General features: G+C 73.5%; 12 protein-coding genes, 1 pseudogene and 1 riboswitch. Of the genes and pseudogenes, 10 read left to right on the forward strand and 3 right to left on the reverse strand.

The genetic code is table 11. From position 1 onward, the window contains the following. Positions 1-6: 6 nt before the first annotated feature. The gene (locus Afe05nite_RS14870) at positions 7-555 is read right to left on the reverse strand and encodes a DUF1707 SHOCT-like domain-containing protein (protein ID WP_203817654.1); all 549 of its coding nucleotides are present in this window, start codon (positions 553-555) and stop codon (positions 7-9) included. A gap of 74 nt (positions 556-629) precedes the next feature. On the opposite strand from Afe05nite_RS14870, the gene Afe05nite_RS14875 reads away from it, so the two are divergent. The 9 genes from Afe05nite_RS14875 (at position 630) to Afe05nite_RS14915 (ending at position 23,508) form a co-directional block, all read left to right on the forward strand. After that, positions 630-1,127, forward strand: coding sequence for a SigE family RNA polymerase sigma factor (locus Afe05nite_RS14875; RefSeq protein ID WP_203817655.1), 498 nt, complete (start codon positions 630-632; stop codon positions 1,125-1,127). Then, positions 1,124-2,281: a hypothetical protein gene (locus tag Afe05nite_RS14880; RefSeq protein ID WP_203817656.1), complete on the forward strand. Its 1,158-nt coding sequence runs from the start codon at positions 1,124-1,126 to the stop codon at positions 2,279-2,281. Before Afe05nite_RS14875 ends, Afe05nite_RS14880 begins: the two co-directional genes overlap by 4 nt. 25 nt (positions 2,282-2,306) lie before the next feature. Next, entirely contained in the window at positions 2,307-3,887 is a 1,581-nt protein-coding gene (locus tag Afe05nite_RS14885; RefSeq protein ID WP_203817657.1) for a gluconokinase, read from the forward strand. Between the two features lie 16 nt (positions 3,888-3,903). After that, positions 3,904-3,982: riboswitch (cobalamin riboswitch) on the forward strand. 55 nt (positions 3,983-4,037) lie between these two features. Beyond that, entirely contained in the window at positions 4,038-6,083 is a 2,046-nt protein-coding gene (locus Afe05nite_RS14890; RefSeq protein WP_203817658.1) for a VWA domain-containing protein, read from the forward strand. After that, entirely contained in the window at positions 6,083-6,685 is a 603-nt protein-coding gene (gene cobO, locus Afe05nite_RS14895; RefSeq protein ID WP_203817659.1) for a cob(I)yrinic acid a,c-diamide adenosyltransferase, read from the forward strand. Before Afe05nite_RS14890 ends, cobO begins: the two co-directional genes overlap by 1 nt. Then, positions 6,679-8,037, forward strand: a complete 1,359-nt coding sequence (locus Afe05nite_RS14900; protein ID WP_203817660.1) for a cobyrinic acid a,c-diamide synthase CobB — start codon at positions 6,679-6,681, stop codon at positions 8,035-8,037. The genes cobO and Afe05nite_RS14900 overlap by 7 nt, the downstream gene beginning before the upstream one ends. Before the next feature lie 321 nt (positions 8,038-8,358). Next, positions 8,359-8,754, forward strand: coding sequence for a cobalamin biosynthesis protein (locus tag Afe05nite_RS44930; protein WP_203817661.1), 396 nt, complete (start codon positions 8,359-8,361; stop codon positions 8,752-8,754). Between the two features lie 196 nt (positions 8,755-8,950). Further along, positions 8,951-19,495, forward strand: a complete 10,545-nt coding sequence (locus Afe05nite_RS14910; protein ID WP_203817662.1) for a DUF11 domain-containing protein — start codon at positions 8,951-8,953, stop codon at positions 19,493-19,495. Between the two features lie 5 nt (positions 19,496-19,500). Next, the gene (locus Afe05nite_RS14915) at positions 19,501-23,508 is read left to right on the forward strand and encodes a beta strand repeat-containing protein (RefSeq protein WP_203817663.1); all 4,008 of its coding nucleotides are present in this window, start codon (positions 19,501-19,503) and stop codon (positions 23,506-23,508) included. 1 nt (position 23,509) lies between these two features. On the opposite strand, the gene Afe05nite_RS14920 is transcribed toward Afe05nite_RS14915, so the two are convergent. Together Afe05nite_RS14920 and Afe05nite_RS14925 are read right to left on the reverse strand one after the other, a co-directional pair. Continuing rightward, positions 23,510-24,991 carry a glutamate-cysteine ligase family protein gene (locus tag Afe05nite_RS14920; RefSeq protein ID WP_203817664.1) on the reverse strand — a complete coding sequence of 494 codons (1,482 nt, stop codon included), beginning with the start codon at positions 24,989-24,991 and terminating at the stop codon, positions 23,510-23,512. A gap of 166 nt (positions 24,992-25,157) precedes the next feature. Next, positions 25,158-25,679: a hypothetical protein gene (locus Afe05nite_RS14925; RefSeq protein WP_203817665.1), complete on the reverse strand. Its 522-nt coding sequence runs from the start codon at positions 25,677-25,679 to the stop codon at positions 25,158-25,160. Between the two features lie 169 nt (positions 25,680-25,848). Between Afe05nite_RS14925 and Afe05nite_RS14930 the strand changes: the two are divergent. After that, positions 25,849-26,928, forward strand: a pseudogene (locus Afe05nite_RS14930) (hypothetical protein); the annotation flags it as partial.

Below are 26,928 nucleotides of genomic sequence, written 5' to 3' on the forward strand. Positions count from 1 at the left end.
CCCGTCCTACCAGCGCCACCACAGGAACCGGCGCTGGTAGCGCAGGGTCAGGGTGGACGAGCGCAACTGACCGCGGGCGACGATGTGCAGACCGCCCGCCTCGGGGACCTTGGCGGTGGCGGAACTGGCGGACAGGTCGACGTCGTGGATCGTGGCCGAGGCGCCGCGGGGCAGGACCACCGTCACCGAGGCGCCCTGGAGGTCGAGGATCAGCTCGACGGTGGGGTCGACCGGGCGGGCCTCGGTCATGTCCAGGCGCACGCTCGACGAGCTGCCCTCGACCCGGATGCGGCGCGGCACCAGCCAGTTGCCGGTGCGCTTGACCGACGACGCGTGCGGGCGCAGCGTCATCTCCTCGGGGACCGACGCGGCCGGCAGGTCGGCGACGAACGGGGCGAGCTCGGCCCGGGTGCGCGCGGCGAACACGGCCTGCAGGCGATCCTCGAATTCGGACAGTGTCAGGCGGCCCTCGCCGACCGCGTGATTGAGCTGCTCGACCACCGACTGCCGCTCGGTGTCGGAAAGCCGGGGCTCGGGCGTCAACTCTGCGGCCACGTAACCAATCTACGACCCGATGCAACCCCGCCGGGCACCGCGGTGTCTGGGAGGGTGATGAACGGGGAGGGGTTTTGGCGGACGGGGAGTTCGACGAGTTCGTGCGCAGTCGATCCACCGGGCTGTTGCGGATCGCCTACCTGCTCACCGGGGACCGGCACGCGGCCGAGGACCTGCTGCAGGAGGTCCTCGAGCAGATGTACGTGCGATGGCGGCGCATCCGCGGGGCGCCGGAGGTCTACGCGCGCCGGACCCTCGTCAACCGGTCGATCAACCGGTGGCGCCGGCGGGGGCGACGGCCCGAGGCGGCCCTGGGCGACCTCGACGTCGGCCTCCCCGACCACAGCGACGGCATCGTGGTCCGGGACGTGGTGGTCAAGGCTCTTCGGGAACTCCCACCGAGGCAGCGGGCGGCGGTCGTCCTGCGCTATCTCGACGATCGGCCGGTCGAGGAAGTGGCGGCGGCGCTCGAGTGCAGCCCCGGCACGGTGAAGAGCAACGCGGCACGGGGGCTCGAAAAACTCCGGGCTGCCCTCGGCCCGGTTCTGGTGCGGGAGGGCGACGAGCGATGACCGACATCGACATCCACCACGTCCTGGTCCGAGCGACCGACGACCTGGCACCCCCGGCCGACCTGCTCGACCGGGTGCGGCACGGCGGGCGGCGGCGGGTGGTCCGGCGGCGGACCGTGCTCGCGGCCGGGGCGGTCGCGCTCGGCGTGGCGCCGGCCGCCGTGTGGCGGGGCGCGACCGCCGTCGAGCCGGAGCCGTCCGCACCCGGCGACCTCGGCCAGGACCGGGAGTTCCTGGGACGGGCCCGCAAAGCCTGGACCACCGGCTTCGAGTCCGGGAGCAGACCGCGCGTGCTGTGGGCCGGCCATACCCCGGCCGGACCGGCGGCGCTGCTCACCCAGACGGCCGTGCTCGGTGACGGCCGGCGGCACTCGGTGCAGGGCTGGGTCCGCACCACCGGCGGGAAGCTGCGCGCGGTCGGCGTCGTGCGCCTCGTCCCGCCGGGCACCGTCGTGCCGTCGGCGCTGCTCCTCGGCGCCCAGCGGGATTCCCTTGTGCTCGCCGACCTGGGCCGGCCGGTGGAGTTGTCCCAGGACTTCGGCATCGACCCGGCGGGCCGGCCGGTGCGCAACTGGGCGCCCGTGACGTCGGCCGAGGGCGTCTCGATCATCCGGCTCCCGGCCCGGACCGGGCGGTTGCGGTTCGGTCTGCGCAGCGGCACCGAGCGGGTCGAGATCGACGATCTCGGCGAGATGGCGACCCCCACCTCGCCGGGGGACCGGCGGCTCGACCGGACGCTGCCCGGCGCCGGCGCGGCCACCGGCTGGGACGTGTCGAAACTTCCCGGCTACGACGATCCCTACGGCTATCAGGTGCAGCCCGACCTCCCCTCCTGGTACGTCCGGGGCACGCTGCCGGACCGGCGGCCGCTCGTGGTGCAGACCGTGCCCGCCGACGACGGCGCCCGGGCGTTCTACTTCCTCGGCAGCGGCACCCCGCACTACGCGGGCTTCCGGCCGGCGGGCGAGTTCCTGCGGCTGCGCCTGCCCGACCAGCTCGGGATCATCGTCGGCTACCTCAACGGCGCGCTGCGCTACCGCGCGGGTGGCGGCGACTGGCTGCCGGCCACCGGGGACGCGGCCCTGCTGCCGGCGGCGACGGCGCAGGTCGAGATCACGCCGCGCGGCGGACAGCCGTTCGTCACCGTGGTGTGATGATCGGCCGGATAGGTTGGGTGACATGACGGACGTCGTGATCGGCATCGACACCGGTACCACCGCCACCAAGGGCATCGCCGCCAGCATCGACGGCAAGCTGCGAGCCCAGGTTTCCGTGCACTACCCGCTGGCGGTGCCCGGTCCGGGCCGGGCCGAGCTCGACCCCGGCCACCTGTGTGACGCCGCCGTCAAGGCGCTCACCGACGTGGCCGCCGTCTGCCGGGACAACGGCGACCGGGTCGTGGCCGTCAGCCTGAGCGCGTTCCTGCACGCGCTGGTGCCGCTGGACGAGGCGGGCAAGCCGCTCGGCCCGCTGATCACCTGGGCCGACGCCCGCTCCGGCGAGCAGTGCGACCGGATCCTGGCGGCGGGCCGGGCCAAGGCGCTGCAGGCTCGCACCGGCACGCCGGTGCACCCGATGTCGCCGCTGACCAAGCTCGCGTGGTGGCGCGACAACGATCCCGACGTGCTCAGGAGCACGCCGCGCTGGGGCGGTGTCAAGGAGCTGGTGCTGGCCGCGCTCACCGACGAGCCGTTCCTGCTCGACCTGTCGGTCGCGTCCGGCACCGGGCTCTACGACATCCATCAGCGGCGCTGGGACCCGGAGGCGCTGGAGATCGCCGGCGTCGGGCGGGGCCAGCTGGCCGAGGTGGTGCCGACCACGACCGTGCTCCGTCTCAAGAAGGGCCTGGCCGGCCTGCCCGACGGCACCCCGCTGATCATCGGGGCGGCCGACGGGCCGCTCGCCAACCTCGGCGTCGGGGCCACCCCGGCGGGCATCGCGGCGGTGTCGTTGGGCACGTCCGGAGCCTTGCGTACGGTTGTCGACCGGCCCACCAGCGACGCCGACGGGCGGCTGTTCTGCTACGCCCTGACCGAGGACCGGTGGGTGATCGGCGGGGCCGTCAACAACGCCGGCTCGGTGGTGCGCTGGGCCGGGCAGAGCCTGGCCGGTGGCTTCGAACGACCCGGTGCCGAAGGTGAGGACGCCGACGAGCGGGACGCCGCGCTGCTGACCGAGGCGCAGAGCGCGCCGCCCGGGAGCGAGGGTCTGCTGTGCCTGCCGTACCTCCTCGGTGAGCGGGCGCCCTGGTGGCGCTCGGGACTGCGGGGGGCCTATCTGGGTCTTCGTCGCGAACACGGGCGGGCCCACCTCGTACGATCCGCGGTGGAAGGGGTTTGTCAGCAGTTGGCCCTGGTCAAGGACTCGTTCGAGGCTCCGGTGACGGAGGTTCGCGCGACCGGCGGGGCGGTCGCGTCGGAACTGTGGGTGGGCGTGCTCGCGGCGACGCTCGATCTGCCGGTCGCGGTCGCCGACACCCCGGAAGGCACCGCCCTGGGCGCCTGCCTGCTCGGCTGGCACGCGCTCGGTCAGCTGCCCGACCTCGACCACGCCGCCGCCCTGATCCCGATCGGCGAACCGACCCGGCCCGACCCCGAGAACGCCGCCCTCTATGCCCGGTTGCGCCCGCTCATCGAGAAGTCCGCACTTGCCATGCTCGACACCGTCAAGGAGCTCGACCGGCTCGCGCCGCCGGCGAGTCCTGCGATCCCCGTCACCGGGGGCCGCGTTGACGCCACACACGGCAGTGAGAAAGAGTGACGGTCGAGCGGTAGCGGAGGAACCCGGCGCGAATCCGGGACGGTCCCGCCACTGTGACCGGGTGCGCGACGCGTCGACCCGGGAGTCAGAGACTCCGGCCGCTCGAGTCACCGGCGCGCGGGCGTGGACACCCGTGCAGAAGGGATCTTTGTGACGCCGTACCCGTTCTCCGCCGTCGTCGGGCTTGCCGACCTGCGGCTGGCGCTGCTCCTCACCGCCGTCTCCCCGCACGTCGGCGGGGTGCTCGTGCGAGGCGAGAAGGGCACCGCCAAAAGCACCATCGTGCGGGCCCTCGCCGCGCTGCTGCCACCGGTCGACGTCGTCCGCGGTTGCCGGTTCGCCTGCGACCCGGCCGCCCCCGACCCGCTCTGCCCCGACGGGCCGCATCCCACCGACTCGCCGGGAGTCTCCCGGCCGGCCGCGCTCGTCGAGCTCCCGGTCGGCGCCACCGAGGACCGGGTGGTGGGCACGCTTGACATTCAGCGGGCGCTCGCCGACGGCACCAAGGCGTACGAGCCGGGGCTGCTCGCCGCCGCCCACCGCGGCGTCCTCTACGTCGACGAGGTCAACCTGCTGCCCGACCACCTCGTCGACCTGCTGCTCGACGCGGCCGCGATGGGCCGGGCGCACGTCGAGCGCGACGGTGTGTCGGTCAAGCACGCGGCCCGGTTCCTGCTGGTCGGCACCATGAACCCGGAGGAGGGCGAGCCCCGGCCGCAGCTGCTCGACCGGTTCGGGCTGGTGGTCGACGTCGTCGCGCCCCGGGTCGCGGGCCAGCGGGCCGAGGTGGTGCGGCGGCGGCTCGCCTACGAGGCCGGCCCGGACGGGTTCGCGGCCCGGTTCGCCGCCGACGAGCGGGACCTCGCCGATCGCATCGTGGCGGCCCGCACGCAACTGCCGCGCGTCGTGCTTCCCGACCGGGAGCTCGATCGGATCGCGCGGGTCTGTCTCGCCTACGGCGTCGACGGGATGCGGGCCGACATCGTCGTGGCCCGGTGCGCGGTGGCGCTCGCGGCCTGGCACGGGCGCGATGTGGTGACCACCGATGACGTACGGGACGCCGCCCGGCTCGCCCTGCCGCACCGGCGCCGCAAGGATCCGCTCGATCCGCCCGGCACCGACGAGGAGCGGCTGGAGGACGCGCTGTCCCAGGCCGCCGCCGAGGACGACGACCCGGACCAGGGCGGATCGCCGCCCCCACCGCCGCCCGGCCCGGACGACAACGGCGGTGGACCGCCGCCAACCGGTCCGGGCAACGGCGGCACGCCGCCGCCGTCGCGATCCGACGACGGCGGCACGCCGCCACCCGCCCGGTCGTCCGACGACGAATCGTCCTCGACGTCCCGGCCGGATGACGGCGGCACCTCCTCGCGGGCCGAGCCCGGCGACGAGGGCACGCCTCCGGCGCAGTCCGACGATGCCCGCGGCGGGGGCGGTGCACGGCCGGCGGCCGCGGCCGGGAACGCCTACCGGACTCGTACGCTCAAGATCGGATCTCGGGGGTCCGGCGGCCACGCCGGTCGTCGCTCGCCGTCGCTTGCCCGCCGAGGCCGGGTGATCGGGTCCCGCACACCGGTCGGCAAACTGGCCGGCGCCCCGCACCTGCCCGCCACCCTGCGCGCCGCCCTGCACCGCGGCGACCGGTCGGTGCAGCCGCGCGACCTGCGCGAAGCCGTGCACGTCGGGCGGGAGGCCAACCTCGTCCTGTTCGTGGTCGACGCCTCCGGGTCGATGGCCGCGCGCCGCCGGATGACGGTCGTCAAGACCGCCGTGCTGTCCCTGCTGCGCGACGCCTACCAGCGCCGCGACCGGGTCGGGATGATCACTTTCCGCGGGCACGACGCCGAGCAGGTGCTCCCGCCGACCTCCAGTCACGAGGTCGGGGTGCTCCGGCTGGCCGCGCTCAAGACCGGTGGCCGCACCCCCCTCGCCGCCGGCCTGCGCACCGCCGCCGCCACCATCGCCACCGAACGCCGCCGCGACCCCCGGCGCCGGCCGCTCCTGGTGATCGTCACCGACGGGCGGGCGACCAGCGGCCCCGACCCGGTCCGGATGGCCCCGGCGCTGGCCGGTGTCGCCACCGTCGTCGTCGACTGCGAATCCGGCCCGGTGCGGCTCGGTCTCGCGGCCCGGCTGGCGCGTGCGCTGGACGCCGACCTCATGCCGCTCGACCAGCTCGAAGCGGGGGCCGTCTGATGCCACAGGGCAAAGTAGAGGTCGTTCCCGCCGACGGACTGACCACCCGCCAGCGCCGGCGCCAGGCCGTGCTCGCCGTGCACACCGGCCACGGCAAAGGCAAGTCGACGGCCGCGTTCGGGATGGCGCTGCGCGCCTGGAGCGCCGGCTGGCCGGTCGGGGTGTTCCAGTTCGTGAAGTCGGAGAAGTGGCGGGTCGGCGAGGAATCGGCGCTCAAGGCCCTCGGCCAGGTGCCCGGCGGTGCGCCGGTGGCCTGGCACAAGATGGGTGAGGGCTGGTCGTGGATCCAGCGGGCCGGCACCGAACGCGACCACGCCGCCGAGGCCGCTGAGGGCTGGGCGCAGATCAAACGGGACCTGGCCGCCGAGACCCACCGGTTCTACGTGCTCGACGAATTCACGTACCCGATGAAGTGGGGCTGGGTCGACGTCGACGACGTCGTCGCCACCCTGACCGCGCGCCCCGGCACCCAGCACGTGGTGATCACCGGCCGCGATGCCGCGCCGGCCCTGCTCGAGGCGGCCGACCTGGTCACCGAGATGACGAAGGTCAAGCATCCGATGGACGCGGGCCGCAAAGGACAGCAGGGCATCGAGTGGTGACCATCCCCCGCGTGGTGATCGGCGCCCCGGCGTCCGGCCACGGCAAGACCACTGTGACCACCGGCCTGCTGGCCGCCTTCGCCCGGCGCGGCGCCACCGTCGCACCGTTCAAGGTCGGCCCGGACTACATCGATCCCGGCTATCACGCGCTGGCCGCCGGCCGGCCGGGCCGCAACCTGGACCCGGTGATGGTCGGCCCCGACCGGATCGCCCCGCTGTTCGCGCACGGTGCCCAGGGTGCGTCGATCGCGATCGTCGAAGGCGTGATGGGCCTCTACGACGGACGGGCGGGCGCCGGCGACACCGGTTCGACGGCCCAGGTCGCCGAACTGCTGAACGCCCCGGTCATCCTGGTCGTCGACGCGGCTGCCCAGGGCCGTTCGATCGCCGCGCTGGTGCACGGCTTCCGCAGCTTCGGCAGCGTCCGGCTGGCCGGCGTGATCCTCAACCGGGTCGGCTCCGACCGCCACGAGTCGATCCTGCGCGATGCCTGCGAGGAAGTCGGCACCCCGGTCCTCGGCGCGATGCGCCGGGCCGACGCGGTCGCCGCCCCCTCCCGCCACCTCGGCCTGGTCCCCGCCATCGAACGCCGGGCGGAGGCCCAGGCCTCGGTGGCGGCCCTGGCCGAGCTGGTCGCGAGCTCGGTCGACCTCGACGAGGTGGCGGCCATCGCCAACGCCGCCCCGCCGCTGACAGCCACCCCGTGGAGCCCACCGGTCGGCGAACCCGCCGGCCCCCGCCCCGTGATCGCCGTCGCCGGCGGACCGGCCTTCTCCTTCTCCTACGCCGAAACCCCCGAACTGCTCACCGCGGCCGGCGCCGACGTGGTCACCATCGACCCGTTGCGCGACGAAAAACTACCCCCCGGCACCCGCGGCCTGGTCGTCGGCGGCGGCTTCCCCGAGGTGTACGCGGCCGAGCTCTCCGCCAACGAGCCCCTGCGCCTGGCCGTCGCCTCCCTGGCCGCCGTCGGTGGCCCGATCGTCGCCGAATGCGCGGGCCTGCTCTGGCTGTGCCGAACCCTCGACAATGCCCCCATGTGCGGGGTCCTGGACGCCGACGCCGCCATGACCCCCACTCTGACCCTCGGCTATCGAGACGCGGTCGCCCTGGCCGACAGCCCGCTGGCCCCCGCCGGCACCCGAGTGACCGGCCACGAGTTCCACCGCACCACCGTCCACCCACGATCCGGCCTCCTGCTGTCCCCCGCCGCCGGCGCCGCCTGGCAGTGGCGCGGCGCCGACCCGGAGGGCTTCGCCACGCCCGCCGTTCACGCTTCCTACCTGCACTTGCATTGGGCCGGTGCCCCGTTCCTGGCCCGCAACGTCGTCACCGCCGCCCAGCGAACCTGACCTTTCGACCGCGGGTGGTCCTTTTCGGTCATTGAGTGCGCGTAGCGGCGTGACGCTTCCACGTGAGGTCAAGTGCCTGGTCCAGCTTCGGCTATTCAGTGATATGCCGCCCAGCCAGGCGACATCGGCGGTGCGGCGGTGCGGCGGGCGTTGATTCAGTGCTGAGGCGGGTGGGGTGCGGGAAGGGTGGAGCTGACGGGCCGCTGCGGTTGGGCGGAGTTCGGTGGGCGAGGAGGCGCTGGTGAGGCAGGCCGAGGATGCCGGGGGTCAAGCGGCGGATGGGGTGGATGGCGGCGCGGGTGAGGGGAAGAGGCAGCGGGGATGAGGGGTGGACTGGTTGTGGGGGTGGGTGCCCGGACGGGGGTGTCCGTTGGGGAGCTTGAGGTGGCTGTGGGGGCGGCACTGGGGGAGATCGGGGTGGGGCGCGGGGAAGTGGGGGTGTTGGCGACTATCGGTCGGCGGGCTCGGGAGAGGGGCGTTCGGGAGTTCGCGGCGGGCTGGGGGTGGGTGCTGTGTTCGGTGGGGGAGGGGGAGTTGGGGGCTCAGGACGTACCGAACAGGAGCGCAACGGTCGCGGCGGCCGTGGGGGTGCCGAGTGTGGCGGAAGCGGCTGCGCTCGCGGTCACGGGCGCGGGTGGGCGGTTGATTCTGCCGAAGCGGGTGCTTGGTGGGGTTGTGGTGGCGGTTGCGTGCCGAAGTGGTGCTTCGGGGGGCTGAGCGGTCGAGGGTGCAGAGAGGCGGGAGCGGGCCATGAAGTGCAGGGCGGTCCGAAATGGTGGGAAGGGGGGTGGCTGGTCTCGGGGATAGGCAACTGTCACCAGCGGATTCACCTGTAACACCGGCTTATGCCGAAATATCAGCAGGTAAGGGAAATGGCGGACTTTCGCCGTTCCAGTGAACTTGAATACTGCTCGTGGTTACCAAACGGCCCGCTCGGGGGCGCCGACTGGCCGTGCTGGCGCTAGTGGCGGTTCTTCTGGCTCTGGTGCTGCAGCCGACTTCCGCATCGGCGGCCACGCAGACGACGACGGCGCAGTTCCTCTCCGGCAGCATTCGCGTGCTCAACCTGCCCGGCATCGACCTGGGGTTGCTGAACCCCGGCAAGAGCTGGACCACCGGCGGGAACACCGCGTCGTCGAGCTTGGTGAACGCGAACCTGACCGGCATCGGCAGCAGCGTCCTCAACCTCGGGGCCGTCTCCGAACTGGCCGGGCCGGTCACCGGCGGTGGCCGGGCGGAGGCCAAGACGGCCGGGGTGACCCTGCTCGGCAGCGGCGGCATCACCACCGGCCCGATCACCGCCGGCTGCCGGATGACCAATCAGGACATCACGCCCACCGTCGAGATCGCCAACCTGCAGCTCGGGGGCAAACCGGTGGCCGCCGTCACCGGGCAGACCGGCATCGACGTTCCCGGCATCGCCACGGTCGACGTGGGCAAGCGGACCGCGACCTACTCCGGCGGCGTGCTCACCTACACCGTCAAGGCGCTGGACGTCACGCTCCTGCAGGGCGCCCTGGGTCTGGTCGCCAACAGTGCGCTGACCCTCGGCAAGGCGACCTGCGCCGGCACTGTCCAGTTCGGCGCGACCTCGGTGTCCGGGACGACGCTGGCACCCGGCGAGTCGGGCACCCCGACCGTCACCGTCACCAACGTCGGTGACGTGGCCGCGCCCAACACCACCATCACGATCCCGCTGCCGGCCGACCCGTCGCTGTACGCCCTCGGCGCGGCGACCGTCACCGGCGGTGGGCCCGACACCAAGTGCGTCGCCGACTCGGCCGCGCTGAAGTGCACCGGCGTGACCGTGCCCGGCAAGGGAAGTGTGCAGGTCAACCTGCCGGTCACGCTCGTCTCGTCGGCTCCGTCGGGGGCGGCGGCCTGGTCGACAAGTGGCATCGACGTGACGAGTGTGCCGGCGCCCGACTCGCCGGCTGTCAAGATCACCGCGACCGGTTCGGGCACGCTCGTCACCACCAAGAACCGGGCCAGCACCGGGGGCTCGATCTCGGTCACCCCGAAGGTGCTCGCGGCCGGCAAGACCATCACCGGCACGGTCACGGTCGGCAACGACGGCCCGTCCGACGCCAGCGCCTCGGTGCTCATCCCGATCGACAACCTGCCGGCCGGGGTCAACGTCCTGTCCGCCACCGGGCCCGGCTCGACGTCGTGCACGGTCAACACCGGGGTCGACATCCGGTGCACCGGGGTGCCGATCACGGCCACGGGCACGGCGGCGATCAGTGTGCGTACCGAAGCAAGCGTCGCCGCGACGCCCGGCGCGACCGTCGCGCTCAGCGCGATCACCGCCAACCTCAACGGCACCACGGTCGGCGGCCAGGGCACGCTCTTCACGATCGACCGGCCGGACGTCAACCTCAACGGCGGCGTGGTGCTGCGCCCGGTCACCGCCACCCCGGGCGGCGCGCAGGTCACCGCGACCGTACGGGTCACCAACGCGGGCCAGGTCGACGCGTCGCCGACGACCATCACGCTCCCGGCGCCGCCGGCCGGCTACACCATCGGGGCGGTCACCACCAACCAGGGCGGCACCTGCACCGCCGGCGCGGGCGGCATCACCTGCACCGACGTCATCGTCCCCGGCGGCGGCACGACAGTCGTCTCGATCCCGGTGAAGGTCGGTTCCGCCGTCACCGCCGACTGGATCGCGCCCGGCGGCACCCCGGTCACCGCGTCGGCCGGCGGCACCCAGGGCACCCAGTCCGGCCCGATCGTGGCGCTGGCGCCCAGCTTCAACCTCAGCGTGGACGCCAACGCGCCGGCCGACGGCACGGTGAGCCCCGGCGGCACCGCCACCATGCGGCTCGACGTCGCCAACCAGGGTCCGTCGAACGCGACGAACGCCTCGTTCGTCGTGATCGCCCCGGACGCCACCACGTTCGGCCCGCTGACCGGCACCGGCTGCGCCGCGATCAGCGGCTCCGCCACCCAGGCACGCTGCACGGTCAGCCTGACCGGAGGCGGCGCCACCTCGCTGAGCCTGCCGCTCGTCGTCAACCCGCTGGCGAGCCCGGCGCTGCCGATCACCGGCGGCTGCGTCAGCCTCGACAACGACACGCTGTGCACCGGCCCGACCGACTCGGCGCTGCCGTCGTTCACCCTGCGCACGCCGCTCGCGAACCGGCTGAGCACCACCCTCGTCCCGACCGTGATCACCCCCGGCGGCACCGGCACCGGCCAGGTGCGGCTGACCTCGATCCAGGCCGAGACCGGCCTGAGCGTGACGATCCCGCTGAGCGGCCTGCCGACCGACTTCACCATCCAGTCGGTCACCGCCCCCGGGGCGGCCAACTGCACATTCAACACCAGCACCATCACGTGTACGGGCGTAGCGCTCGCCGCCAACACGCCCGGCACCATCGGTGTCGTGGTCGCCGCGAACTCCGGCGCCCAGCCGTTGCGCACCTGGACGCCGACCGTGACCGTCGCCGCCGGCACCGACCAGGCCAGCCGGATCGGGGCGCTGGCCGGCACCGGCACCGGCAACTACACCCTGGCGGCGTCGTTCATCGCGCCGCCGAGCGGTCAGACCGAGCCCGGCGGCACCGCCCCGTTGCAGGTGAAGGTCGACAACAACGGCCCGTCCAACGCCGCCTCCGCCACGTTCACGGTCAAGGCGCCGACCGGCACGTCGTTCGCCTCGGTGCCCTCGAACTGCACCACTGTGGACGCCACCGCGGCGGTGTGCACCAGGAGCCTGGCGGCCGGCGCCTCCACCGGGCCACTGTCCTTCCCGCTGGTCGTCGACCCGAACGCCAACCCCGACAACCCGGTGAGCGGCGGCTGCGTCGACCTCGACGGCATTCCGGGCTGCGGCCCCGGCGACGCGGCCATCCCGTCGTTCACCCTCAAGGTGCCGTTCGCGGCCAAGGCGATCGTCACCGTCGACCCGGCCACCGTCACCCCCGGCGACCTCGCCACCGCGGTCATCCACGTCAAGGCCGGGCACGGGGCACTCACCGGCGCGACCGTCACCGCGCCGACCGCCGGCCTCAACGGCCTGACCATCGATTCGGTACGCGGCCCGGCCGGCTCCACCTGCACCTCCGACGCGTCGCAGCTCCAGTGCACCAATGTGGCCATCGCGGACGGCGCCACCGGTGACATCAGCGTGACGGTCAAAGCCCCCGCCGCCGGCACCCCCGGCACGACGTGGACGACCGGCATCACGGTTGCGGCCGGCGGCGAGAGCGGCACCACCGCCGGCCGTACCGTCGCCACCATCGGGGTGGCCAGGCCGAAGCTGACCGCCGCGGTCGCCCTGGGCGCCGGTTCCGGGTCGTTGCTGCCCGGTCAGAGCACCTCGGTCGACGTGGCGGTGGGCAACCAGGGGCCGTCGGACGCCACCAACGCCACGTTCACCGTGCTCGCGCCGGCCGGTTCCGCGTTCACCGGCTCCGCCCCGGCCGGCTGCGTCTTCGCCGACGCCCGGAAGACCCGGGCCACCTGCACCGTCGCCAACCTGGCCGCCGGGCCCGGCAGCACGCCGTACAGCCTGCCGCTCAAGGTCGACCTCACCGCCAATCCGGGGCAGCCGCTGGTCGGTGGTTGCGTGGACCTCGACGGCGACGGGGTCTGCACCGTCGCCGACGCCCCGATCCCGGCGCTGACCGTCGGCATCCCGGCCCAGCAGCGCATCACGGTGGCCGCCGTGCCGGCCTCGGTCACTCCGGGCCGGACCGCGAACGCGAAGATCACCGTGTCCTCGCCGCGGGCCGAGACCGGCCTCAAGGTCACCGTTCCGCTGGCGCTGCCGGCCGGGCTGACCGTCAACTCGGGGTCCTGGCCGGGCGGGCACAACTGCACCGTCAACGCCGGCGGCGACCTCGAGTGCGCCTCCCTCGACATCGCCGGGGCGGCCACCCCCACCGTGCTCACGGTTCCGGTCACCGCGGCGGCGTCGATGTCGCCGGCGGTCTGGACCGCGACCGGCCTCAAGGTCACCGACAGCACCGGCGACGTCGCCGTGGACAGCGCCGTCCTCGCCGTCGTCGGTGCCGCCCAGACCTCGCTGAGCGCGGTCGTCAGCGTCCCGGTGTCGACCACCGACGCCGGCTCCACCGCCAACGTGAACATCACCGTCCACAACGGCGGCCCGTCCGACGCCACCAACGCGGTCGTCACCGTCGACGCCCCGGTCGGCACCACCTTCGGCAGCCTTGCCGGAACTCCCTGCCTCGCCACCACCAGCACCCTGGCCACCTGCCAGGTGACCGCGGCGGTCAACGGCGCCGACGGCTTCACCCTGCCGGTGCGGGTGCCGGCCAACGCGGACGTGACCACGCCGCTGACCGGCGGCTGCGTGAACCTCGACGGGGTGCCCGGCTGCGGCGGCCCCGACGAGCAGCCGATCGGTCCGATACACCTCACCGTCGGGCTGGACCGCCGGGTCGCGATCGCCGCCGTGCCCGCCGTCGTCCCCCCGGGCGGCACCGCCGACGCCAAGGTGCGCATCACCGCCACCTACGACAACCTCACCGGCGTCACGGTCAAGGTGCCGCTCGCCGACCTGCCGGCCGCCCTGCACGCGACGGCCGACTGGAACGGCACCCCGTGCAACCCGGCCGGCGGCCAACTGGTCTGCACCGGCCTGACCGTCAACCGGGGCGCCACCCAGGACGTGCTGGTGCACCTGACCGCCGACGCGAACGCGGTGCCGGACACCACCTGGACCGCCACCGGGATCAGCGTCGACGACGGCGGGGCGGCGATCACCGCCACCCGGCTGCTGGCCACCGCCGGCTCCCGGCAGTACGCGCTCGGCGCGTCGATCGCCGCGGTCACCCCGGTCACGCCGGGGCAGATCGCCACGCTCCCGGTCACCGCCGTCAACCTGGGTCCGTCCGATGCGGTGAACGCGTCGTTCACCGTCGTCGCCCCGGCCGGGGCCGGCTTCGACGCGACCCAGCCGGCTGGGTGCACGAGCACCACGCCGTACACGACGGTGAGCTGCCCGGCCGGCAGCCTGGCCGCCGGTGCGAGCACCGGTGTCTACCAACTGAAACTGAAGGTCGACAGCACCGCCGACCCGGCCACCCCGCTGACCGGTGGCTGCTTCGACGGCGACAACGACGGCCGCTGCACGAGCATCGCCGCGCCGCCCGACGTGAAGCTGCCCGACATCGCCCTGGCGGTGCCGTTCGCCCAGCAGGTCTCGGTGACCTCGAGCCCGTTCACGCCGGTCGACCCGACCCAGGTCAGCACCGGCGCCCCGACGGTCACGATCGCCACCAGCGGGGATCAGAACCTGCACGTGACCATCCCGCTGACCGGCCTGCCGGCGCACCTCGGACTCGACGGCAACACGCCGCCCGGGGCCACGGCCGGCGGCATCTGCGTCGTCGACCCGGGCGTCGACGTCGACTGCACCGGCATCGCGAACACCGGTGGGCCCGGCGGAACGGCCACGATCACGGTTCCGGTCGAGGTGGGGGCGAACACGCCGGCCACCGAGGTGTGGAACCCGACGATCGTGATCAGCAACGGCACCGACACGGTGAGCGCGCCGGTCGTGATCGCCCGCGGCGACACCCCCACCTACACCCTGCACGCCTCGTTCGACACCGGTGCCGCCGACGACACCCTGCCCGGCGGCACCGCCCGGCTGGGCATCCTGCTCACCAACTCGGGCAGCGACGTCAGCAACGCCCCGGTCATCGTCCAGGCGCCCACCGGCACCACCTTCGGCACGCCCACCGGACTGCCCTGCACCCGCGCCACGCCGATCCTGCTCACCTGCCAGGCCACCGTCACCACCGCCAACTCGCCGGTGACCTGGACCGTCCCGGTGCTGGTGCCGGCGGCCACGGTGCCGGGGGCCACGATCGGCGGCGGCTGCGTCGACCTCGACGGCGACGGCGGCTGCGACACCACGATCGCCAGCTTCACCGCCGGCCGGCCGCTGACCAGCGTGCTCGGCACCGGTGGCACCGGGGCCACCGTCACCCCCGGCGGCACCGGCACCGGCACCGTCACGCTCAGCACGACCGACAACCGGACCGGCCTCACCGTGGCCGTGGACACCACCACCGGCCTGCCGAGCGGCCTGCACGTCACCGGGGTCAGCCTGGGCGGCAGCTCCTGCCCGGTCGACGGCGGCGGGGTCGCCCGCTGTCCCGGCACCACCGGCACCCCCGCGACGCTCACCTTCGCGATGTCCGCCGACCCGGACGCCCAGCCCGGCGACACGTGGTCGCCGGCGATCACGGTCACCAAGGGCGCCGAGACCGCTGTCCTGCGGCGGGTGGCGGCCACCGTCGGGGCGGCCGTCACCGCGCTGCGGGTCGACGTCGACGTCCCCGGCAGCGGCGTCGTCCTGCCCGGCGACACCGCGTACCTGCTGGTGACGATGACCAACAACGGCCCGTCGGCGATGCCCGGCGCGCACGCGCGGTTCAAGGCCCCGGACGGTACGACGTTCGCCGCCCTCGACGCGCCCGCCTCCGACTACTGCACCGCGCTGTCCGCCACGGTCGTCAGCTGCACCACCGACCTCGGCGTCGGCGCCAAGTCGTTCGTTCTCGGCGTGGACACCCCGGCCACCGCGACCGCCGGTGGCACCCTCAGCGGCGGCTGTTACGACCGGAACGAGGACGGCCTCTGCGACGACCCGGCCGACGAGGCGTTCGCCGGCATCACCCTCGGCAAGCCGTTCGCCGTGCAGGCCGTGCTCACGGTGGAGGGCGGCACGGTGGCGCCGGGCGCGACCGGCACCGGCTACCTCACCCTGACCGCCGACCGCGCGTTGTCGGGGCTGCGGCTCGACGTCGCGTACGACGAACTGCCGTCCTCGCTGACCGTGACCGCCGCGTCCACGCCGGCCGGCCGCTGCACCGTGGCCGGCCAGCTCACCTGCACCGGCCTGCGGGTCGACCAGGCCGGCACCGCCCGCCTGGTGACGGTCTCGGTGCGGGCGTCCGCGTCGGCCCCGGTCGCCACCACGTGGACGCCGGCCCGGATGACCCTGTCCAACCCGGCCGGGGACACCAGCGTGACCACCGGCACCGTGATGACCACGACGGCCGCGACGCCCGGCCTGCATTACACCCTCACCGCGCCGTCCGGCCCGGTGCGGCCCGGCGATGAGCCCGCCGTCGCCCTGACGGTCACCAACACCGGCCCGTCCGACGCGACCGGGGTGGTCGCCCGGGTACGGGCCCCGGCCGGCACCACGTTCGCCGCCCTGGACCCGGTCACGGCCTCCGCCTGCGCACCGGTCGGCCTCACCTCCACCCTGCTCGACTGCGCGTTCAACCTGGCCGTCGGCGGCACACCGAAGAACTGGGCGCTGCCGGTACGGATCCCGTCGAACGCCGATCCCGGCTCGGTGGTCACCGGCGGCTGCGCCGACCTCGACCGGGACAGCGCCTGCACCGACCCGCCCGACGAACTGATCCCCGACCTGCACCTGACACCGACCCTCGACCAGGCCCTCACCCTCACCGGCTCGGACACGTCGATCAGCCCCGGCACCTCGGCCCGCGCCCTGGTGCGGATCACCTCGACCCGGAACGCCGCCGGCCTGACCGTGACGATCCCGCTCGCCACCCTGCCCGCCGGGCTGAGCGTGCCGACCGGCCCGGCCGCCGCCACCTCGACCGCGGCCACCGGCTGCACCGTCAATGCCACCGCCGTGACCTGCACCGGCGTCAGCCTCGTGGCCGGCGTCCCGGCGGTCGTCGGGATCACCGTCACGGCCCGCGACACCGCGACCCCGAACATCGAGTGGAAGCCGACGGTCACGATCACCGGGGCCGGCGACTCGGTCACCCGCCCGCCGCTGCTGGTCGCCCATGTCGGCCCGTCGAACGTCAGCGTCAAGGTGACCGCGGCGCCGCCCGCGACCGGCACCCTCAAGCCCGGCGACACCGGTCAGGTCGTGGTGACCGCGGTCAACAGCGGAACCTCGTACGCCTCCGGCCTGAACTATTCGATCAAGGCGCCCGCGCACACCACCTTCGTGGCGCCCACCGGCACGACCGCGAGTTTCTGCCGGCTCACCACCTCGACCCGGGTGGACTGCACCCTGGCCGTCGGGGGCAACGGCGTCAACCGGTTCAACCTGGGCCTGACGGTCGACCCCGGCGCCGACGCGAACGCCACCGTCTCCGGCGGCTGCGTGGACGCCGACGGGGACGGCGCCTGCACCGGCCCGGCCGACTCGCCGATCGCCGGCTTCAAGCTCTACGCCCCGATCTCCGGCGACAGCGTCACGGTCAGCGGTACGACGGTGTCGGTCACGCCCGGCCTGAGCGGCACCGGCTCGATCCGGATCACGTCGGTGTCGGCGATCGCGTCGGCCACCGTGACGATCCCGTTGAGCACGCTGCCGGCCGGCTTCAAGGCCACCGGAGCGATCGGCCCGACCGGTTCCGTGTGCACGCCGAGCGCCACCCGGATCCAGTGCACCTCGGTCGCGCTCGCGGCCGGCGCCACCACCACGATCGCGGTCGTGACCACGGTCGCCGCCGGGGTCGCGCCCGGCACGATCTGGGCCGCCACCGGCATCACGGTGGCGGCCGGTCCGGACACGGTGAGCGGCACCGCCGACCTGATCCTGGCCGGCCCCCGCTCGGCCAGGGTCACGTTCAGCGTGGCCGGGCCGGAGGGCACGGTGGCGCCGGGGGAGACGACCTCGCTCACCGTCACCGGCGTCAACAGCGGCCCGTCGTACGCGGTGAACAGCACCGCCACCGTCAACGCCCCGACCAACGCCACCTTCGGCCCGCTCACCGGCGTCACCGCATCCGCCTGCCGGGTCGTCACGACCACCCAGCTGAGCTGCACGTACACCCTGGAAGCCGGCAACACGCTGACCTGGACGCTGCCGCTGAAGGTGTCGCCGACGGCCAGGACCGGGGACAAGGTCGCCAACGGCTGCGTCTCGGCCGACGGCGACACCAGGTGCGGCGGCAGTCAGGACGTCGACACCGGGCAGACGCCGGTGGCCGAACCGCTGGCCACCAACGGCTCGCTCAGCCTGGGCGGCGCCGTCGTCGGGCCGGGCTCGACCGGTACCGCCACCATCACGCTGTCGGCCACCGCCGACTACACCGATCTGGTGCTGACGGTGCCGATGGACGACCTGCCGGCCGGCTTCACCGTCAACTCGGCCGCCCTCGGCCCGGACTCCTGCACGGTCGGCTCCGGCAGCATCGTCTGCTCCGGGGTGGCGCTCACCGCCGGCACGACCCGCAGCCTGCGGCTGTCGGTCACGGTCTCGCCGTCGATCTCCACCGCCATCGTCTGGCGCGCCACCGGCGTCACCCTGGTGCCGGCCGGCGACCCCGCCGACAAGCTCACCTCGTCGGGCATCCTGATCAGCACCACCCCGATCCAGTACGCGGTGACCGTCTCGACCGGCGCGGTGTCGGTGAGCGCGCCGCGGCCGGGTGAGACCACGATCCTGCCGCTGACCGTGAGCAACGCCGGGCCGGGCGACGCCGACCCCTACCCGGTGACGATCGTGATCCCGGACGGAGCGAGCCACGGCACCCTGCCGGCCGGCTGCACCGAGGGCGACAGCGCCCGGATCGTGGTCTGCCAGGTCTCGCTGAAGGCCGGGGACTCGGCCGGCATCAGCCTGCCGCTGGTCGTCGACGCGGGCATCGAGCCCGGCACCGTGGTCACCGGCGGCTGCGTCGACCAGGCCCTGAGCACCGGTACGCCGACGTTCGACTACACCTGCGGCGGCACTGCCGACGTGGCGATCCCGAGGTTCACGGTCGGCCGGTACGACGTGGACCTGAGTATCACCTACGGCGGCGGGGCCGTCCCGGTGGCCGCCAACAGCCGGCCGGTGGTGCGGATCCCGTACGTCAACGCCGGCACCACCACCGCCGCGGACGTGAGCTTCACCGTCGAGCCGCCGCCCGGGGTCTGGATCGCCAAGGCCGAGATCCTGCTGGACGGCTCGGCGACCCAGCGGGCCGCCCGGATCCGGGACCGGGCCAAGAAGGTGGTGGCTCGGTCCACTGTCGAGGCGACCTGCACCAAGGTCACCACCGGCGACGCCAACGACGTCGCCTGCGCCGCCCCCAACGCCGCCGCCGACAGCGGCAGCGAACTGTGGCTGACCCTGATGCTCGGCGCCGGGGTCGAGGCCGGCACCCACGCGATGACCGTCACCGTCACCACGACCAGCGCCGACGGCCTGGCCACCAACAACACCGTCGACGTGCCGCTGGTGCTGACCGCCCAGGACACCGACAGCGGCAACGGCGGCAACGGGGGCAACGGCGGCCTGCCGACCACCGGCGCCGACGTGGCCCGGCTCGGTCTGCTGTCGGCGATCCTCGTCGCGTTCGGCCTGGTGCTGCTCGCCGGTGCCCGGCCGGCCCGACTCCGGCCGGCGGCCGCGGCCGTACGCCGGCGCGCCTCCCGCAGGCCGCGTCATGCGCGACCGACCTTCCTCCGCCGGGTTTTCCGTAAGGAGTAAATGACGTGGTTGTCCGACGTCCTGCCCGAGCACGCCGGCTGGCCGTGCTGGCCCTGGCCGCTGTCGCCCTGGGGCTGTTGATGGTGCCCGCCGCCGCGCCCGCCGCCGGCTCGATCTCGGCGTCGGCCCAGGGCCTGCGCACGATGCTCATCGGTCTGGCGAACACCGAGACCGCCAAGGCCGCCTGGAGCGCGGGTGCGGCCGTCGACAACTCCGTATCCTCGGCCGGCGCCTCCGGCATCGTCAGTGTCGGAGCCGTGCAGGTGTCGTCCGGCCCGGCCGACGGCGGCACCGGCGGCGCGGCGGCGGCCGACGTCGCGAGCGTCGGTCTGATCGGCGCCGTCAACACCGGCGCGGTCCACTCCGCCTGCAAGATGACCGCTTCGCAGATCACCGGCGTCAGCACCGTGGCCGCCCTCAAGGTCGGCTCGGCGGCGAAGGTCGACGTGAACGCGAGCACGACGGTCAGCGTGAGCAACGTGCTCTCGGTCGACCTCAACAAGCAGAGCGCGACGTGGGACAGCGGCGACGGCACGCTCACCTACAGGGTGCAGGCCCTCGACGTGAGCCTGTTGCCCAGCAATTCGTCCGGCCTCACGCTCACCAGCGAGGTGGTCGTCGGTGAGTCGGTCTGCTCGGGCAAGGTGCGGCTCGGCCCGGTGCGGGCCACCCCGGTCGTGCTGGCGCCCGGTCAGACCGACACGCCCACCGTCTCGGTGACCAACACCGGGGACGCCGCCGCCCCGAACACCGTCCTCACGGTCCCGGTGCCACCGGCCGGCTACACCCTCGGCACACCGACCGCGACCAACGGCGGCACCTGCACCAAGGACTCGACCAAGGTGACCTGCGCCGGCATCACGGTGCCGGCGGGCAGCACGGCGACCGTCTCGCTGCCGGTCACCCTGTCGAGCTCGGCCTCGGCCAACGACTGGGCGCCGACCTCCGGCATCGACGCGGTCAGCACCCCGGTCGCCGCGGTCACCGGCACGACCATCGAGTCGCGCGGCTCCGGCACCCTCGCCACGACCCTGGCCGGCGCCGACGTCGACCTCGCCGGGGGCGTCTCGATCATCCCGGCCGGCGCCACCCCCGGTGGCGCGCCCGCGACCGCCTCGGTGCGGGTCACCAACTCCGGCACCAGCACCGCGGCGCCGACCACCATCACGGTGCCCGCCCCGCCGACCGGCTACACCGTCGGCGCGGTCAGCACCAGCGGTGGCGGCACCTGCACCACGGCCGGTGCGATCACCTGCACCGGCGTCACCGTCCCGGCCGGCGGCACGATCGCCGTCTCGATCCCGGTCACCGTCGCGACCGGGGTGAGTGCGGCGTGGACCGCCGATTCCGGCTTGCCGGTCATCGCGACCTCGGGCGGCTCCACCGGCATCGCCACCGGCCCGATCGTCACGACGGGGGCGGGCCTCGCCGTCACGGTGACCGGACCGGCCGACGGCACCCTGAGCCCCGGCGACACCGGCACCCTCACCGTGACCGCCACCAACGGCGGTGGCACCGCCGCGGCCGGCGTCCAGTACGCGTTCCTGGCCCCGACCAACACCACCTTCGTGGCCCCGGTGCCCGGCTACTGCGCCGTCACCAGCTCGACCCGGGTCGACTGCACGATGAACGTCGCCGCCCACGACTACCTGCAGTTCCCGCTGCCGATCAAGGTGGCCCTCGCCGCCGACCCGGCCACCCCGCTCACCGGCGGCTGCGCCGACGCCGGCCACGACGGCACCTGCACCGTCCCGCCGGACGTCAAGGTCAAGGACATCAGGCTGAAGACTTCGCTCTCCGGCAAGGTCACGATCGGCGCGAACACCGTCACGATCGTCCCCGGCGACAGCGGCAACGGCGTCGTGCGGATCCACTCGGCGGTGGCCATCGCGGCGACCACCGTGACGATCCCGCTGAGCGCGCTGCCCACCGGGTTCCACCTCACCAAGGCGACCGGCCCGAACGGCTCGCTGTGCGTCCTGACCACCAGCAAGGTCACCTGCGCCGCCGTCCCGCTGGTGGCCGGCTCGGACAGCGACATCACCCTCGCCACTTCGGTCGACACCGGCGTCGCGCTCGGCACCGTCTGGCACGCCACCGGCATCAGGGTGAGCGCCGATCCGGACTTCGTCACCGGCAGCGCCGACCCGGTGCAGACCCCGTCCGCGGCCGCCGACGTCACCTTCACGGTCACCGGGCCCACCGGTCCGGTCGCGCCCGGCTCGGCCACCTCGCTGACCGTCACCGGGGTCAACTCCGGCACCGCCGCCGCGAACAACCGGACCGCCTCGGTCAAGGCGCCCGCCAACGCCACGTTCGGCCCTCTCACCGGGGCCACCGCCACCGCCTGCCAGGTCACCACCAGCACCCAGGTGACCTGCACCTACAGTCTGGCGGCGGGCGGCTCGCTGACCTGGACGCTGCCGCTGACCGTGTCGCCGGCCGCGAAGACCGGCGACAAGGTGGCCAACGGGTGCGTGACCGCCGACGGCAACACCACCTGCGGCGGCAGCCAGGACGTCGACGCCGGGGCCGTACCGTTGGCCACCCACGGCAAGCTGGTCGTCGCCGGCTCCGTCGTCGCGCCCGGCGACACCGGCACCGCCGGCGTGACGATGTCGGCCACCGCCGACTACGCCGACCTCGTGCTCACCGTGCCCCTTGACGACCTGCCCAGCGGCTTCACCGTGCGGTCGGCCGCGATCGGCTCGGCGCCGTGCACCGTCGGCGAGAGCAGTGTGGTCTGCACCGGGGTGGCACTCACCGCCGGCACCGCCCGCAACCTGCGGCTCTCGGTGAGCGTCGACGCGGCCGTCCCGGCCGCCGCCACCTGGCGGGTCAACGGGGTCGTGCTGGCCCGGGCCGCCGACCCGACCGACCGGGTCACCGCGGCCGGCACCCTGATCAGCACCTCGGCCGGCACGTTCACGGTCAGCGTCGCGGTCGGCGGGCTGTCGGTCGCCGCCCCGACCCCGGGGCAGACCACCCTGCTGCCGATCACCGTCACCGACAACGGACCGGGCGAGGCCGATCCCTACCCGGTGACGATCATGATCCCGGACGGCACCACGCCCGGCACTGCACCCGGCAACTGCGTCGAGGGCAGCACCGACCGGACAGTCACCTGCACGGTGTCGCTCTCGGCGGGGGAGTCGGCCACGATCATGCTGCCACTCGTCATCGACACCGGCCTCGCGGCCGGCACGATCATCACCGGCGGGTGCGTCGATCAGGCCCTCGGCACCGGTACGCCGGCGTTCGACTACACCTGCGGCGGCGCGACCGACGTGGCCATCCCGGACTTCACCGTCGGCCAGCTCGACGTGGACCTGGCCGTCACCTACGGCGGCGGCACCGTACCGCTGGCCGGCAGCAGCCGCCCGGTCGTGAAGATCCCCTATTCCAACGGCGGCACGACCATGGCCGCCGACGTCGCCTTCACCATCGAGCCCCCGGTCGGCGTCTGGATCACCCGGGCCCAGGTCGTGCTCAACTCGGCGTCCCAGGGCTCGGCGTCGTCCCGAGGCTCGGCGCAGGGCTCGGCGCGGGGTCCGGCGTCGGGCAAGGCGGTCGCCGGCAAGGCGAGCATGGTCGACGCCACCTGCGTCGCGACGCTGACCGGCAAGGAGAACGACGTCACCTGCGAGGCCCCGGACGCCGCCGCGAACAGCGGCCACGAGCTGTGGCTGACCCTCAAGGTCGGCAGCGGGGTGCGGAACGGCACCCAGGGCATGACCGTCACCGTGACCACCACCAGCGACGACGGTATCGCCACGAACAACACCGTCCAGGTGCCGCTGGAGCTGGCCGCGCAGGACACCGACACCGACACGGAGCTGCCGACCACCGGCACGGACGTGGTCCACCTCGCCGTCATGTCGACAGTGCTGGTGGCGCTCGGGGTGATGATGATCATCGGCGTACGGGATCGGCGGCCCAGGCCGGCGGGGGCTGCGCACGGCGTACGCAAGCAGGCGGAGCATGAGCCCCGCCATGCGCGACCGAAACGCTGATCTACTGGCCCGGATAGGGCCACTCGTGGACCGGCCGGTTCTCGTGCATCAGCGGCAGGTAGCGCTGCAGCATCTCGTGCAGCGCGTCCTGCCGGTCCTTGCCCTCGGCCTCCAGCGCGTGCAGGGTCTGCACCTGCCAGGCGGCGCCGTTGCGGTGGGTCAGGCAGCGCTGCTCGATGATGCCGAGCAGACGGTCCCGCTCGCCGGCCGAGACGCCCCAGCGGTCCAGGCCCTGCGCGGCCAGCGGTAGCAGGCGGCGCAGTACCAGCTCGGTGACCTGGATGTAGCCGAGACCGGGCCAGAAGACGCTGGCGTCGATGCCGTGCCGGGCGCACGCGTGGAAGTTCTCCTCGGCGGCGCTGAAGCTCATCTGCGTCCACAACGGACGCTCGGCCTCCGCCAGCGTGCGGATCAGGCCGTAGTAGAAGCCCGCGTTGGCCAGCGTGTCGAGCACGGTCGGGCCGGCCGGCAGCACCCGATTCTCCACCCGCAGGTGCGGGCGGCCCTTGACGACCGCGTAGATCGGCCGGTTCCAGCGGTAGATCGTGCCGTTGTGCAGCCGCAGCTCGCTGAGCTCGGGCACCTCGCCACGCTCGAGGATCTCGGCGGGGTCGAGGTCGTCGCAGATCGGCAGGAGCGCCGGGAAGTAGCGGACGTTCTCCTCGAAAAGGTCGAAAACGCTGGTGATCCAGCGTTCCCCGAACCACACCCGGGGGCGTACGCCCTGCGCCCTGATCTCCTCCGACCGCGTGTCGGTGGCCTGCTCGAACAGCGGGATGCGGGTCTCGCGCCACAACTCCCGGCCGAACAGCAGCGGCGAGTTGGCGCCGAGAGCCACCTGGATGCCGGCGATCACCTGGGCCGCGTTCCAGTACGCCGCGAACTGCGCCGGGCTGACCTGCAGGTGGAACTGGGTGCTGGTGCACGCCGACTCGGGCGCGATCGTGTCGGTGGTGACCGCCAGCCGGTCGACCCCGTCGATGCGGATGTCGAGATCCTCGCCGCGGGCCGCGAAGATCTGCTCGTTGAGCAGCTTGTAACGCGGATTGGCGGACAGCGAGTCGAGGGTCATGTGCTCCCGGCGCAGGGTCGGCAGGATGCCGATCATCACGGTGTGCGCACCGACCGCGCGGGCGTGCTTCTCGGCGTCGTTGAGACTGCCCCGGAGCGTACGTTCGAGATCGGCGTTCTCGTCGCCGGCCAGCCTGCGCGGCGGCACGTTGATCTCGATGTTGAACTGGCCGAGCTCGGTCTGGAAGTCGGGGTTGGCGATCGCGCCGAGCACCTCGGAGTTGCGCATCGCCGGATCGGCGGCCTCGTCGATGAGGTTGAGCTCGATCTCCATGCCGGTCAACGGCCGCTCGAACTCGAAGCGGGACTCGCGCAGCATCGCCGCGAACACGTCCAGGCTCCGGCGGATCTTGTGCCGGTACTTCGCCCTGTCTTCTCGGGTGAACTTGGTCTGCTCGACTTCTTCGCCCATCGGCACACCGCCTCTCTCGAGTGTTCTAAAGTTCGCACACCGAGCGGGTCTGCGCCAGGGTCGCCGTACCCTGCCGTCGCCGGCCACAAACGAGGACCCGGGCGACCGTGCCGTCGGCGACGCTGCCTCGGGCCGCGGTTCGACGAGTCTCCTCCCGCGCCGTCTCTTACGAGATCCACATCGCGGTGGCCGCGATCAGCACCACCGCGCCGAGGATCGCCTGCAACAGCAGTGCCGGGCCGAGATGTGACCACATGGTCGGAATACGCGGAGTGAGTGGCTGCATGGTGGTCAGGTTGACCACCTGGGTGAGCCGGACGGGCAGTTTGGGGTCTTTCTGTGGTTCCGTACGGATCTGGATCAGGTCACCGCGGTGCATCGCCGACTGCGGCAGGTGGCCGTGCATCTCCACCTCGTAGGTCTGGCCCAGGTCGTCGCGCACCCGCACCGGTGTCACCAGGAACTCGGGCCCCTTGCGGAGCTCCTTGAAGGTGCGGCGGGTGGCCCGCATGCGCAGCAGTGAGCCGATGAGCTGGGCGATGCCGGCGGCGACGAAGACGACGACCAGCAGCGGCTGGCCGACCTTGACCTCGCGGGTGTAAGCGGCCTGGTAGCCGGCGAACCGGCCGGTGATGACGGGGCTGACGTGCCGGAGAATCTGTTCGCGGTACAGCTCGACCTCGTCCATGGGGGATCACCTCCTGAATGTCTTCATATCGTACGGAGAGCAACTCCCTGTGTACCGTGAGTGAATCTTCACGACTGTCCCACCAGCCTCCGAATTACGGAAAAACGCGCGAATCGCCGCTCCGAAAAGGTGAACTTGACTCGGAACTGTGCGAATTGGGGGAAATGGCGTGACAGCGACAGAGACGTTCGTAGATCCCGAGAGCGTGCTGGCACAGACCGCCCGGGAGATGCTCGCCCTGCACGCCGGCGGGGCCGGGCCGAGCGAGGGGATGACCGAATGCCCCGTCTGCGGCGAACCCCTGCCATGCCCGGCCGGCCGCTCCGCCGCCGAGGTGGTCGAAGCCGCCGGCCTCGCGGAGGCGTCGGGGCTGATCGCCGTGCACCGCCAGGGCCTGGGCGGCCCCTCCGCTTTCGACCACGATCTGCCGTACGCCTCCCCGCTGGCCTTCGGCTCCCCGATGGAGGTCTCCCCACCCCCCACCGGCGAGCCCACCTGGAACGCCCCGTCCGCCGGCTCCCCCCTGACCGGCGGAGCCCCCGTGGAGCTGTCCTTCTCCGCCTCCGCCTTCCCTACTTCCGCCCTCCCTACCTCCGCCTTCCCCGCCTCCGCCCGGCCCACCCCGGCCTTCCCGGCCGCGGCCTTCCCCGCCTCGCCGGCTTCGGGCGACGCCTTCCATGCCTCTCACGCCGCTCCGGCCGCTTCCGCCGGGCCTTTCGCTTCCGCCGATTCGGCTGCTTCCGCCGGCGCCTTGGCCGGCAGCGACCAGCGCTTCGCCAGGCACGCCGAGCCGCCGACGCTCGCCCCCTATGACCCTGCGTTCGCCGGTCCCGAATCCCCGGCGGCGTCCTACGAACCCTCAGTGACGCCGGAGCCCCCGAAATACCGCCCGCCCGCGGCCGCCGGCTTGTCATTCGACCTGCCCCCGGTCCCCGCTTCCGCCGCCGCACCGGCAACCCGCCCCGAGGACGACCCAGCCGGCCCACGCCTGACCGGCATGACCGCCGCGTCCCTCGCCACCGCCCCGGACCGGCCCGAGCCCACCGCCCCCAGCGGCTTGCCTCACGCCCCACCGTCGTCGATGCCGACCGCCCCGTCCGGCCCCCTCCCACCGAACGGCCCCTACCAGGCCCCGGCCCCCGACTGGTCCAGCCGGCCGGAGTCCCGGCAGACCTACCCCACTCCGCCCTCAGTCGCCCCGCCCTCAGTCGCCCCGCCCTCAGTCGCCCCGCCCTCAGTCGCCCCGCCC

Origin of the sequence: Paractinoplanes ferrugineus (assembly GCF_016862195.1) — a bacterium.
In the GTDB taxonomy this organism is placed as follows: domain Bacteria; phylum Actinomycetota; class Actinomycetes; order Mycobacteriales; family Micromonosporaceae; genus Actinoplanes; species Actinoplanes ferrugineus.

Excerpts from the sequence above, each read along its gene's own strand:
- Afe05nite_RS14880 (WP_203817656.1), top strand. The coding sequence starts at position 1,124 with ATGACCGACATCGACATCCACCACGTCCTGGTCCGAGCGACCGACGAC.
- Afe05nite_RS14885 (WP_203817657.1), top strand. The coding sequence starts at position 2,307 with ATGACGGACGTCGTGATCGGCATCGACACCGGTACCACCGCCACCAAG.
- cobO (WP_203817659.1), top strand. The coding sequence starts at position 6,083 with ATGCCACAGGGCAAAGTAGAGGTCGTTCCCGCCGACGGACTGACCACC.
- Afe05nite_RS44930 (WP_203817661.1), top strand. The coding sequence starts at position 8,359 with ATGAGGGGTGGACTGGTTGTGGGGGTGGGTGCCCGGACGGGGGTGTCC.
- Afe05nite_RS14920 (WP_203817664.1), bottom strand. The coding sequence starts at position 24,991 with ATGGGCGAAGAAGTCGAGCAGACCAAGTTCACCCGAGAAGACAGGGCG.
- Afe05nite_RS14925 (WP_203817665.1), bottom strand. The coding sequence starts at position 25,679 with ATGGACGAGGTCGAGCTGTACCGCGAACAGATTCTCCGGCACGTCAGC.